This is a genomic window from Propionispira arboris (genome assembly GCF_900109225.1).
In the GTDB taxonomy this organism is placed as follows: Bacteria; Bacillota; Negativicutes; order Selenomonadales; family Selenomonadaceae; genus Propionispira; species Propionispira arboris.
The window spans coordinates 275,005-287,584 of the sequence record NZ_FNZK01000002.1; the positions used below are offsets into that span (position 1 = coordinate 275,005).

At 37.1% G+C, this 12,580-nt stretch carries 10 protein-coding genes; 9 read left to right on the forward strand and 1 reads right to left on the reverse strand.

The window, feature by feature from the left end; translation table 11 throughout:
- Positions 1–30: 30 nt before the first annotated feature.
- The 5 genes from BMY14_RS03235 (at position 31) to BMY14_RS03255 (ending at position 6,648) form a co-directional block, all read left to right on the forward strand.
- Positions 31–984 (forward strand): 3-hydroxyacyl-CoA dehydrogenase family protein, encoded by a 954-nt coding sequence (locus tag BMY14_RS03235; protein ID WP_091829155.1) that lies wholly within the window; start codon positions 31–33, stop codon positions 982–984.
- A 140-nt stretch (positions 985–1,124) separates the two neighbouring features.
- Complete coding sequence (locus tag BMY14_RS03240) at positions 1,125–1,622, forward strand: NADH-quinone oxidoreductase subunit NuoE family protein (RefSeq protein WP_091829157.1); 498 nt, start codon at positions 1,125–1,127, stop codon at positions 1,620–1,622.
- Positions 1,623–1,635: 13 nt separating this feature from the next.
- The gene (locus tag BMY14_RS03245; RefSeq protein ID WP_091829159.1) at positions 1,636–2,907 is read left to right on the forward strand and encodes a complex I 51 kDa subunit family protein; all 1,272 of its coding nucleotides are present in this window, start codon (positions 1,636–1,638) and stop codon (positions 2,905–2,907) included.
- Complete coding sequence (locus BMY14_RS03250) at positions 2,900–4,648, forward strand: NADH-dependent [FeFe] hydrogenase, group A6 (RefSeq protein WP_091829161.1); 1,749 nt, start codon at positions 2,900–2,902, stop codon at positions 4,646–4,648. The genes BMY14_RS03245 and BMY14_RS03250 overlap by 8 nt, the downstream gene beginning before the upstream one ends.
- A gap of 32 nt (positions 4,649–4,680) precedes the next feature.
- Complete coding sequence (locus BMY14_RS03255; protein ID WP_091829163.1) at positions 4,681–6,648, forward strand: methyl-accepting chemotaxis protein; 1,968 nt, start codon at positions 4,681–4,683, stop codon at positions 6,646–6,648.
- A 169-nt stretch (positions 6,649–6,817) separates the two neighbouring features.
- On the opposite strand, the gene BMY14_RS03260 is transcribed toward BMY14_RS03255, so the two are convergent.
- Complete coding sequence (locus tag BMY14_RS03260) at positions 6,818–7,462, reverse strand: helix-turn-helix transcriptional regulator (RefSeq protein ID WP_091829165.1); 645 nt, start codon at positions 7,460–7,462, stop codon at positions 6,818–6,820.
- 176 nt (positions 7,463–7,638) lie between these two features.
- Here BMY14_RS03260 and BMY14_RS03265 point away from each other — a divergent pair, with 176 nt between their 5' ends.
- From BMY14_RS03265 to BMY14_RS03280, 4 genes are all read left to right on the forward strand, one after another.
- The gene (locus BMY14_RS03265) at positions 7,639–8,022 is read left to right on the forward strand and encodes a RidA family protein (RefSeq protein ID WP_091829167.1); all 384 of its coding nucleotides are present in this window, start codon (positions 7,639–7,641) and stop codon (positions 8,020–8,022) included.
- Entirely contained in the window at positions 8,019–9,113 is a 1,095-nt protein-coding gene (locus BMY14_RS03270; RefSeq protein ID WP_091829169.1) for a threonine synthase, read from the forward strand. Before BMY14_RS03265 ends, BMY14_RS03270 begins: the two co-directional genes overlap by 4 nt.
- A 192-nt stretch (positions 9,114–9,305) precedes the next feature.
- Entirely contained in the window at positions 9,306–11,126 is a 1,821-nt protein-coding gene (locus BMY14_RS03275) for a sigma 54-interacting transcriptional regulator (protein WP_091829171.1), read from the forward strand.
- 384 nt (positions 11,127–11,510) lie between these two features.
- Positions 11,511–12,530, forward strand: a complete 1,020-nt coding sequence (locus BMY14_RS03280) for a zinc-binding alcohol dehydrogenase family protein (protein WP_091829173.1) — start codon at positions 11,511–11,513, stop codon at positions 12,528–12,530.
- Positions 12,531–12,580: the final 50 nt, after the last annotated feature.

Genomic DNA, 12,580 nt, shown 5'->3' on the forward strand with positions numbered 1-12,580 from the left:
AATAAAAAGATAAAGGAAAGAGGCTATTTTATGAAAATGGAAGATATTAAAAATATTTGTAACTTAGGAACGGGAACCATGGGGTTTGGTACAGCGCTGCTATTTGCTAAAAAGGGTTATAATGTGCGGATGTTTGGACGCTCTGACGCGAGTGTTGAACGAGGCTTTCACAGTATAAAAGCTACATTGGAAACATATAAAGAAAATCAATTGGTAACAGAAAAAGAAATACCAGAAATTGTAGGCAGAATTAAAGGTTGTACAACTATCGAAGAAGCAGTGCAAAATGCGGATTTTGTTATAGAATCTATTGCTGAGGATTTGGCTATAAAAAGAGAAGTATGGAAAAAAGTTGAAAGTTTGAGTGGTCCTGATACTATTTTTGCAACAAATACTTCCGGTCTCAGTCCAACTGATATTGCTGAAGCATTGACAAGAAAAGATAAATTTGTTGTTGCTCATTTTTGGAATCCACCTCATCTGGTACCGCTGGTGGAAATTGTACCTGGGAAATATACTTCACAGGAAACGGTGGATGTGACCTGGAAATTAATTGAGAAAATTGGTAAGAAACCAGTAGCGTTAAAACGTGAAGCCCTTGGCTTTATTGGTAATCGTTTACAGCTCGCCTTACTGCGTGAAGCCTTATATATTGTTGAATCAGGGATTGCAACACAGGAAGCCGTTGATACGGCTGTAAAATATAGCATTGGTCGCCGCTTGTCAACAACGGGACCATTGGAAACAGCAGATCTGGGCGGGCTGGATATTTTTCATAATATAGCAGCTTATTTGTACGCTGATTTATGCGATGTAAAAGAACCTTCTGAACTATTAAAGAAAGCAATGAAGGAAGGAAATCTTGGAGCAAAAACCGGTACGGGACTTTATGACTGGACGCCGGACGGGCTGCAAAAAATCAAGAAGACTCGAGAAAATATTTTAATTGAATGGTTACAAAAAGATAAAATCATGACGTTCTGATTTTAGAATGTACAATCGCTTTTCGTAGAAAGACAGTATGTCATATCCTTGGTAGTTGAGGGGTGATGTACTGTCTTTTAATATATCAAGAAAATTTAGAGTTGGTGGAATTTCAAATGAGATTTGAGGGGGTTATTTTTATGTCAGAAAATATACTGGAAAGAGTATTAACAAGAGAATTAGCACGGCAAATTGATGGAATTTTAAGTAACTATCAATATGATGCATCGTGTTTGATCGGAATTTTATTGGATATACAGCAAATTATACCTAAACATTATATTCCAGAAGAAATAGCTTATTATTTAGCACAAAAACTTAATGTAAAAATTACCAATATTTACGATTGTATCACTTTTTATAGCTCAATCTATAGTAAAGCCAGAGCAGAGTATCCCTTGCAAATTTGTAATAGCATTGTTTGCAAAGTGAAAAAAGGGGAACGATTAGCGATGAATCTGAAAAAAATTTTGAAGGTAGAAATCGATCAAGCAACTGCAGATGGTAAATTTATTATTGAAATGGTACCTTGTTTTGGTGCCTGTGATGTGGCTCCAGCAGTCAAGGTAAATGGGAAAATATATGGTAATTTAAATAATGAAGAAAAAATCAAAGCAATGCTTCAAAAACTTGTGTAAAGGAGATAAAACGATGACGATGGCAGTTAAGTTTATGACGAAAAATTTTGGCCGTTATGATATCCGTTCGCTTGCTTCTTATATGGAAATTGGTGGATTAACAGCCTTAAAAAAAGCGATTCAGATGCCAGGCGCTGATATAGCAGCATTGCTTACCGCAGCAGGCATTAAAGGACGGGGTGGAGCCGCGTATCCAATGGGAAAAAAATGGCTGCAGGCAAGAGCTGTAAAAGCGGCAGAAAAAGTGATCATTTGTAATGCCGATGAAGGGGAACCTTGTACATTTAAAGATAGAACTCTTATTCAAAATGATCCTTTCAATTTGTTGGAAGGTATGATTATTGCTGGATATGTCATTGAGGCACAACATGGTTATATTTATTTGCGTGAAGAATACAGCTATTTGAAATCTATCTTGTTAAACGCAATCAAGCAGCTTACGGAAAAAAACTTTTTGGGAAAGAATATTCTTGGTAAAAAAGGCTTTGATTATGAATTACATCTTTGCAGTGGTGCCGGGGCATATGTATGTGGTGAAGGGACGGCGCTGATTGAATCTATAGAAGGTAAAAGCGGCAGGCCTAGAATGAAACCACCTTATATAAAACAGTGTGGTTTATATAATCATCCGACATGTGTACAAAATGTTGAGAGTTTATCACTTGTTGCAGCTATTGTGAATGATGAAAATAACATATATCAGACGTATGGAACGAAAGGAGAAAAAAATTCCATTGGAACGAAACTGATTAGTGTTGCCGGGAATGTAAAGCAGCCAGGCGTTTTCGAAATTCCTTTTGGAATAACAATAAGAGATATTATTTATGGACTTGCCGGGGGGCTGGAAGGTCAGCCAATCAGTCTTATCCAATTTGGCGGAGCATCTGGTAAAGTTGCTAGTAAAGATATACTCGATACACCATATTCTTATGAACATTTGATAAAAGCTGGTGTGGGTGTGGGTTCAGGGGCTATCTTGGTTGTCGATGAAAGTACAAGTGTAATTGATTTTTTAATTACAACACAGGCGTTTTTCAGTCATGAAAGCTGTGGACAGTGCGCTCCCTGCCGTGAAGGCAATCGACATATTCGGTTATTGCTGCAAAAGATTAAAGATGGAGTACATACGCAGGCAGATATTGAAAAACTTAATTCAATTGCAGATATTATGACAGTATCTTCTTTGTGTGGACTGGGACAGGCATCGCAAAATGCTCTTAAAACAGCTATGAAAGTATTTCCTGATGCATTTAAAATCATGGAACGAGGTGTGAAAATTGGCTAAAATCAATGTGAAAATTAATGGAGTTCTGATTGAAGTTGAATCAGGCACCCGAATTATTGAGGCGGCAAAACGTTTAAATATAGAAATTCCTCATCTATGCTATCATCCGGACCAAAGAATCAAAGCATTATGTCGTATTTGTTCAGTGGAAGTTGTTGGCAGTAAAAAAATGTCAGCGGCCTGTTCAACTTATGTATGGGATGGGATGGAAATTCTAACGAACACCAAGAAAGTGTATGATACACAAAAAGGTATTCTGGAAATGATTTTGGCCAATCATAAACAGGACTGTTTGTCTTGTTCAAGAAATGGAAATTGTGAGCTTCAGAATCTTTGTAGGAGGTTTGGAATTCAAAGGCAGACGCTGGATAAAACGATAAATCCTGTTTATTTAGATGATAATCCCTGTATTGAACGTAATATGGATAAATGTGTAAAGTGTGGCCGCTGTGATAAGATTTGTCGCGACGTGCAGGGGGTGAGTGCTATAACCTGGGCCGGACGATCTGAAACATTTATGTTTACAACAGCCTATAACAAGTCCTTGATGGATACGGATTGTGTGCTTTGCGGTCAATGTACGACGGTATGTCCTGTCGGTGCTATTGTAGAAAAAGATAATACGCAAACAGTTCGGGAAGCCATACAAGATTCGGGGAAACATGTTATTGTTCAAGTAGCACCTGCTGTTAGAGTGGCTCTTGGTGATATTTTCGGGTTGGAGAAAGGAACTGTTGTAACTGGCAAAATGGTGACCGCCTTGAAACAGCTTGGTTTTGATAAAGTGTTTGATACCGTATTTGCTGCCGATGTGACTATTATGGAAGAAGGAAATGAGCTATTGGATAGAATTCGTAATAATGGAATATTGCCAATGATTACTTCTTGCAGTCCAGGCTGGGTAAATTATATGGAAAAACATTATAGTGATCAGATTGATCATTTGTCTACAGCTAAATCCCCACAGCAAATTTTTGGTGCAATCGCAAAATCTTATTACGCTGACAAAAACAATATGAATAAAAAGAACATAGTAACGGTATCTGTTATGCCTTGCGTTACAAAAAAATTTGAGGCGGCGAGACCCGAGATGGCAACCGATGGAGTAAGAGACGTGGATATTGTTATTACGACGCGGGAACTTGCAAAAATGATTCAGTATGCTGGAATAGATTTTGTCGCTTTAGCAGAGTCTGAATTTGATAGTCCGTTGGGAGAAGGAACTGGTGCGGGTGTTATTTTTGGGACAACGGGGGGAGTCACGGAAGCTGCTGTCAGGACCGTATATGAAGTGGTAATGGAAGATGAACTTGAAAAACTCGAATTTAAAGATGCAAGAGGTTTGCAAGGAATTAAAGAGGCTGAAGTTGATTTAAAGGGTAGAAAATTGAAAATCGCAGTAGCACATGGACTTGCTAATGCCCAAAAAATTATGGAACAAATCAAAGCGGGAACAAGTCCCTACACGTTTATTGAAATTATGGCTTGTCCAGGCGGGTGTATAGGTGGAGGTGGCCAACCGCTTAACACAACAATTGACGGCAAGAAAATGCGTATGGATGCAATTTATGAAATTGATTGTAGTAAGAAGATTAGAAAATCGCATGAAAACCCAGAAGTGCAAAAACTATATCAAGAGTTTTTGGGGAAACCGCTTAGTGAGAAAGCACATGAATTATTGCATACACATTACCATAAGATGAATAGACGTTATGATTTTTCTTATTTAGGTGAATCATAAAAATTTAAAATAAGGAGGTCGCTGGAATTTATATGAGAAGTATTCAATCTATTTTTGTTATATTAATGATTGCAATTTTAGTGGTTACGGCTGGTACCTTAACAACGATTCACTATATCAAAACGGAAATTGTTTTGGTTGATGGCATAGAACAACATTTAACGGATACGACCAGAGAAGCAGCGGGAAATGTTGATTCTTGGCTGCAATTGCGTATGTCGGAATTGGAGGGCTTGGCGAATTCTCCAGTCTTACGTAGTGGTGATGAAAAGGCAATTAATACATATTTGCTGCAGGAAAATAAAAGACTGCCAATTTATAGTGCTTTTTGGGTATCTGATCCGGATGGAAATTGGTATTCGCCAGTTGGCTCATCGGGAAGTATTCAAGAAAGAGCTTATTATAAACAGGTTTTAACAACGAAAAAAACCGTAATTTCTGAGCCTTTGATTGGAAAAGCAGATGGGAAAATGGCAGTTGTTGTTGCTGTTCCGGTGGTCAAAGATGGGCAGTTAGTAGCGATTTTGGGCGGTAATGTAAAAATGGATGAATTGATGCAATTGATTTCTTCTATTAAGATTGGGCAGTCGGGGTTTGCTACATTGTATCAATTTGATGGTACTGTCTTAGTGGATCGAGATTCGAAAAAAAATTTGCAGTATAATCCATTACAGGAGGCAGACAGCCCCTTGTCTGGAGTTGTAAAAAAACTACAAAATGCACAATCGGGTATTGAGGAGATTGTGGAAAATGGAGAGGCTGAATATGTGTCTTATGCCCCGTTGAAGAATGTAAACTGGGCAATTACAGCAACAGCTTTCGTCCATGAATTTAAGAATCCGCTGATTACCATTCGCTTATGGTCCATTATTTCTGCTATTATTCTTGTTGTTTTAGCAGCATTGGCGGTATTGTTCTTTACAAGACGTCTTATCAAGCCTTTAAAACAGTTGCAGGTGGCGGCTGAAAAATTGTCGAATGGTGATTGTACAACGGTTATAGATATACAAGAGAAAAATGAAATTGGCAAATTGGCAGAGTCGTTTAAAATAATGATGCAGAATATTCAAGGTTTGGTTGGACATATCAAACAATCCGCCTTACAAGTAGCTTCATCATCTGAACAGTTAACTTCTAGTGTAGGACAATCGGCTGAGGCAGCTAACCAAGTTACTCTTGTTATTGCAGAGGTTGCTAAAGGAGCAGACATACAGGTCAAGGCTGTGGATACAGCAACTCTTATTGTAGAAAAAATGTCTGGAAATATTCAACAGGCAATTGATGGTGCAGCTAGTGTAGTTCATGTTACCAGCAAAACATCTCAGGCTGCCGAAACGGGGAATAAAGCGCTGCAATCTGCCTCAGATCAGATGAAAAATATTGAAATTGCAATTGAAAAAGTAGCTGAAGTTGTTGGAAAATTGGGTGAACGTTCCAAGGAGATTGGACAAATAGTGAGTGCTATTTCAGGAATTGCCGGGCAAACTAATTTATTGGCACTTAACGCTGCGATTGAGGCTGCTCGAGCTGGTGATCAGGGACGTGGTTTTGCGGTGGTGGCAGAAGAAGTGCGCAAACTAGCCGAACAATCGGAGGGGTCGGCCAAAAAAATTGCGACTCTTATTGGTGAAATTCAGTCTGATACAGAATGTGCGGTCATTTCTATGGATGCGGGAACTCATGAAGTAATCTGTGGTACAGAAGTTGTCACTTCAGCTGGCTTGACCTTTAAAGAGATTGCTGAATTGGTTAAACAAGCAGAGTCCGAAGCTCACGGTATTTCAGCTGTAATTGGGCAGGTGTCGGTTGACAGTAAAAATTTGGTTTCTGATATTGAGTCAATAAATCATATTAGCGGAGAAACATCAGGACAAACGCAGACTGTTTTAGCATCAACGGAAGAACAATCTGCTGGTATGCAAGAAATTGCATCATCTAGTCAGGCTTTAGATCAGATGGCTGAGGAATTACAGCATGCGGTTAGTAAGTTTAAAATCTGATTCAAGAAAAACTTATTTATATAGGATCAAAATACAATCGGACTGCAGAAAAATTCTGCAGTCCGATTAGTTTATAAGGAACATTATATGATGGATTGAACTTTTAAAATTGAGGTCATGACTTCGTCAGCAAGTCGGTTTTGCTTGATATATCAGGAGTAAACCCGGTTTACTCATTTTCGCTCTTTTTTATAGCGTCAAGATAGCTGTAAACCGTAACCTTGGATATATTTAATTTTTCGGCAACTTTTTCTATTGCTCCTTTGATTAGAAAAACACCTTTTTTGTCCATAAATTGAATCAATTCGATTTTATCTTTTCGTTTTAAAGTTGTTACAGAGCTATTGCCAATCATTTTATTTATAAGATCTTCTACGATTTCGATAACGTTATCAAAGGGTTCTACGTTGGCTTCGATTTTTTCTTGCTGTGTGTCCATAAATTCATCTAATAATATTTTCATATCGTTTAATGGGCTTAAATCGTAATTTACACACAAAGCACCTATTACTTCACCCTTAACATCGCGAAGAAGTGCCGTGGACGATTTGATTTTTTTCCCAGCAATGGTCGTAGTTCTGTAATTTGCGGTACAATCGTTCTCAAAATTTTTGGAGAGCAAAACGTCTTTTATTAAATGTTCAAATGGTTGTCCGACCTGACGTCCCGTGACGTGGTTATTAACGGTATATACCACTGAATTTTGAGGAATTGATAAATCATGGAGTACTACTTCACAATTTTTGCCGAAGGTTTGCGCTATTAAATTTGCGATGGGTATGTAGGTTTCTAATGCTTTATTTTTACTAGTCACTTAAATTTTAGCTCCTTTTGTATAAAAAAATCTATAAATACCTTGAATTTGTATAATTTTTTATATATAATATAGAAAAGAGGTAGAATATACTATTTATTATATATTTTTTTATATGATAGTCAAATATTTTACTTTGAAAATTTATATGTTAGCAAAATGAAAGGGTACATATTATGGAAAAAATTATACCCGGATATGCTTCTGAAAACAAAGGACATTATACCCCGGGAATTATTTCAAATGGAATGCTGTATATTTCGGGACAACTATCCATTGATCCTGATACACACAAAGTGGCAAATGGTGGAATAGAAGAACACGCAAGGCTTGCTTTGGCAAATCTTGATCATATCTTAAATGAATCAAATTGTTGTCGCACAGATGTTATCCAGTGCAGAATCTATATTTCGGATATTGAACAATGGGATGCGGTAAACCGTGTTTATATGGAATTTTTTGAGGAACACAAGCCAGCTCGGATCGTTGTGCCTGTAGGCCAGCTTCATTTTGGCTGTCTTGTGGAAATTGAAGCGATTGCTGAGGTGAATGGAAAATGAAATACATTTGTTCTCAATGTGGAAAAGCGATACCAGTAACAACCAGAAAGTCAAAATGTGATTGTGGTGGACTTTGGAAGCTTGATTATAAACCGCCGAAATTTGATCTGTCTTTGATTGATCGTGATACGTGGAGCCTTTTTCGTTATCGAGCATTTATGCCAATTTTTGACGAACATTGGCGTGAGGTTACTTTAGGAGAAGGTATGACACCTGTAATAGAGTTTGATGAGAACGTTCTATTGAAAATGGAGTATTACATGCCGACTTTATCTTTTAAAGATAGAGGGGCAGCTGTATTGATGGCTCATTGTAAATCGATTGGAGTAGATTCTGTTGTACAAGACAGCAGTGGGAATGCTGGAAATAGTGTAGCGGCTTATTGTGCAAAAACGGGTATTACCTGTGAGATTTTTGTTCCTGAAGGAACATCACAAAAAAAGATTCATATGATTGAATCTCATAAGGCTCGGGTGAATATTGTCTCGGGGTCGAGAGATCACTGTGCCGATGTCTGTCGGGCGAAAGTAGAATCAGAAGGAATGTATTATGCAAACCATGTTTATAATCCATTCTTCTATCAAGGAACAAAAACTTACATTTATGAAGTTTTTGAACAGTTGCATCGAATACCCCAAAACATTTTTGTTCCGTTAGGTAACGGAACCTTGTTTATTGGTATTGTAAAGGCGTTGGAGGAACTTATGGATAGTGGGATTATTGAAAAATTTCCTAATATTATTGCAGTTCAAAGTGAGTGTTGTGATCCTTTTGCGAAGGCCATGCGTATTGGGTCAAAACATCCAGCTATAGTAACTCCTTCACCGACAATGGCGGAGGGAATTGCAATCGGCATACCGATGCGCGGTGATGAAATATTGGAATATACCTATAAGTATCATATAAAAATAATTACAGCTCCTGAAAATCAAATTATGGAAGCTAGAATGGCACTGGCGGCGAAAGGGATTTACTGTGAACATACGACAGCTGCCACGTATGCAGCATATATGAAATATTGTGAGTTAAATGGCAAAACAACGGATTGTTTGCTTCCTATGTGTGGAGCTGGTCTTAAATCAGATCATTAATGGCAGTAAAAAACTATATAAATAATGAATTAAAAACAACTTTCTATGATAAAATTATAGGAAGTTGTTTTTATTATGTCATGTCCGTCGCGGTTATATTTAGGTAGAGGTCGATCATTTGTGATTTGAACGGAAGATGATGATTTTTGTAGTATACTCATAGAGGATTTGGATTAGAAGAGGTGTATAAATATGGAGTCAATTTTATTTGTTGCTCCGTTTAAAGAAATAGCGGATGTTGCGAAACGTGTTATTTTAGAAATGGAACTATCAATACCAGTTATCATTGCCAATAATGAAACAGCCTTGTCGGCGATCAAAGAGTTCCCCGACGCATCTGTATTAATAAGTCGTGGCGGGACGGCGAATGATTTGAAAGTTTTACCAGAAAAAACAATTGTTGAAATTAATACATCATTTACGGATATTTTGCTGATCATTGAAAAAGCTTTGTGTAAAGGCTATAAACGTATTGCAATCGTAACGAAGGATAATATTATTGATAATATAGAAACGGATTTTAACTTTCTTGGAGTAAAGATACAAGTGCGCCCTTGCCATACTGATATTGAAATCGCGACGATGGTCAGATCTTTAGACAAAGACGATATTGATTGTATTATCGGCTGCAAGCGAGCTGTCGAAGCGGCAGATGCCTGTGGTATTGATCATGCTTATATTGAATCAGGGGAAATATCCATACGCAAGGCGATTAAGGAAGCACAAAATATCGTTTATTCAAAAGGCATTGCCACACTTCAACTGGAAAGAATGAACGCCATTATTAATAATATTCAGGAAGGGGTTGTGATTCTGGATCGTGAACAAAAACCAATTTTTTCGAATCGGATTGCCAATGAAATATTAAATACTGAAAATGATTTTGACTGGCGGCAGGATATATTGAGAAAAATAGAAGGGGTTCATAAGGAGAAGATAGTTGAAATCGGTGATAATCAGATATTATTAAAAAGTATTTCGCTGGAGGTATACAATCAATATAAAAATGATGTGTGGATCTTTCAAGAAATAAGCCGTATCGAAAAAAACGAACGAAAAATAAGGCTGTCGATGTATAACAAGGGTTTTTATGCAAAATGGCATTTTGCGGATATTATAACACGTTCTCCTGTTATGAAACAGGTTGTAATGACGGCAGAAAAATTTGCAGCAGTAAAGTCGAATGTCTTGATTTATGGTGATACGGGAACTGGCAAGGAGGGACTGGCTCAAAGCATACATAATGCGAGCCAGCGAGCTCAGGAACCATTTATATCCGTGAATTGTGCATCCTTGCCGCCTAATTTGATTGAAAGTGAATTGTTTGGCTATGCGGAAGGTGCTTTTACAGGAGCGCGTAAATCAGGAAAGCGTGGTCTTTTTGAACTAGCCCATAAGGGGACAATATTCCTCGATGAAATTGGTGAAATGCCACTAGCGGTTCAGAGTCGGTTACTGCGTGTCTTACAAGAACGTGAGATTATGCGCATTGGTGATGACAAAATTGTGCCGCTTGATATTCGTGTTATTTGTGCAACGAATAAAGATTTATTAAAATTATCGCAAGCGGGAAAATTCCGTTTTGATTTATATTATAGGATTAATGTATTAAAGTTACAGCTGCCTTCATTGAAAGAACGACAGGAAGATATTATGCCGATTTTTAATTATTATCTAAGAAAATATCATACCGATGAAAATGATTTTCCCAAGCTGGATGCAAAAAGTGAAAAAATTTTAATGGAATACAGCTGGCCGGGAAATATTCGTGAGTTAAAAAATGTTGCAGAGGTTTTGGCTTTTGAAAGTGGAGTTATTGATGCCAGACAGGCGGCATCAATTTTAGAACCCATTGTAGAATCCGAAGGGTTAGACATTCATTTATCGACCAATCTATCTCTCAAAGAGATGGAACGTGAAATTATTCGACATTTATTAAAAACACATACAGCAGAAGAGGTGTGTGCAAAAATGGGAATTAGTCGTGTAACTTTATGGAGAAAAACAAAATAGTTTCAAAAATGAAATATATGTAATTCATTTTTGAAATAAAAAAGTTAAGTTGTGAGAAAAATCAAAATAAAATTCTTCAGATAAAATCCGCTCATAAATTTTTTTGAGCGGATTTTATCGCGAAATACATAGCTTTAGGCATACCATATTCAGAAAATAATGAATACGCAGTAAAAGTTGGCATTGTTATTGCTTTGTATTATAGTGTGATAATTTTTATGAATGGAGTTTAGCATATATAGGAACTCATTGCTGTTATAAATTACGTTACATAAGATTTGAAATGGAAAACATGTATTTATTTCTGAATATACTGTGTTTGGTATGTAGACGATTTATAAATGTTTTTTTATCACAATAAATAAAAAAAGAGGGTCTGTCAAAATGAAAAGCATAATAATTAATCAACCTGGTCGTGTAGAAATTCATGAAGTAGAAAAACCAGTACCCAAAGAAGGTGAAGCGTTATTGAAGGTTTTGTATGGCGGGATTTGTGGCAGCGATCTTGGGACGTATCGAGGTACTTTTGCATATGCTTCTTATCCAAGAATTCCGGGACATGAATTTTCAGCAGAGATTATAGAAATAGGCGCAAATCATCAGGGACTTAAAACGGGAATGATTGTAACCTGTAATCCATATTTTAATTGTGGTAAATGTTATTCTTGTGAACGCGGGCTCGTGAATTGCTGTACAAGTAATGAGACACTAGGGGCACAAAGGGATGGGGCTTTTTCTGAATATATAACGATGCCGATTGAACGTATCTATGATGGGAAAGGGCTTCCGGCTAAAACATTGGCTTTGATTGAACCATTTTGTATAAGTTATCATGGTGTTAGTCGTGCCAATGTGCAAAAGGAAGATAAAGTTTTAGTAATTGGTGCTGGTACAATTGGCGTCTTGGCGGCTGTCTCTGCCAGAGCCCTGGGGGCGAAGGTTTATATAGCAGATATAGCGAAAGGCAAAATAGAATATGCGGTAAATACGTTTGAACTGGCAGGTGGTATCTTAAACGATACTGCAGAAAATTTTACAAGGAAAATAGCAGAGTGTACAGAAGGTAAGGGCTTTGATGTTACGATTGAAGCGGTTGGTTTACCGTCAACATTTCAAAATTGTATTGATGCTGTAGCTTTTGGTGGTAAAGTTATCCAAATTGGTGTTGGTAAGAAAAATCTTGATTTTGACTTTACTTTATTGCAGAAAAAGGAATTAAATGTTTTTGGTTCCAGAAATGCATTAAAAAAAGATTTTCTTGCTTTGATTGATTTAGTAAAAAGCGGGAAAGTTGATTTAGAAAAAATAATTACGAATACCTATAAAATGGAAGATGCGGCAAAGGCTTTTGACGACTTTGATAAAAATGCGGCATCAATGCTCAAAGTTGTGCTGAAGTTTTGAAAGGAAAAATAGAAGATTCGTATATTTATGGAGTATGGTATAAAAGAATT

Coding starts and splice junctions, on each gene's coding strand:
- BMY14_RS03280 (WP_091829173.1), top strand. CDS start 11,511: ATGAAAAGCATAATAATTAATCAACCTGGTCGTGTAGAAATTCATGAA.
- BMY14_RS03275 (WP_091829171.1), top strand. CDS start 9,306: ATGGAGTCAATTTTATTTGTTGCTCCGTTTAAAGAAATAGCGGATGTT.
- BMY14_RS03270 (WP_091829169.1), top strand. CDS start 8,019: ATGAAATACATTTGTTCTCAATGTGGAAAAGCGATACCAGTAACAACC.
- BMY14_RS03265 (WP_091829167.1), top strand. CDS start 7,639: ATGGAAAAAATTATACCCGGATATGCTTCTGAAAACAAAGGACATTAT.
- BMY14_RS03240 (WP_091829157.1), top strand. CDS start 1,125: ATGTCAGAAAATATACTGGAAAGAGTATTAACAAGAGAATTAGCACGG.
- BMY14_RS03235 (WP_091829155.1), top strand. CDS start 31: ATGAAAATGGAAGATATTAAAAATATTTGTAACTTAGGAACGGGAACC.
- BMY14_RS03255 (WP_091829163.1), top strand. CDS start 4,681: ATGAGAAGTATTCAATCTATTTTTGTTATATTAATGATTGCAATTTTA.
- BMY14_RS03245 (WP_091829159.1), top strand. CDS start 1,636: ATGACGATGGCAGTTAAGTTTATGACGAAAAATTTTGGCCGTTATGAT.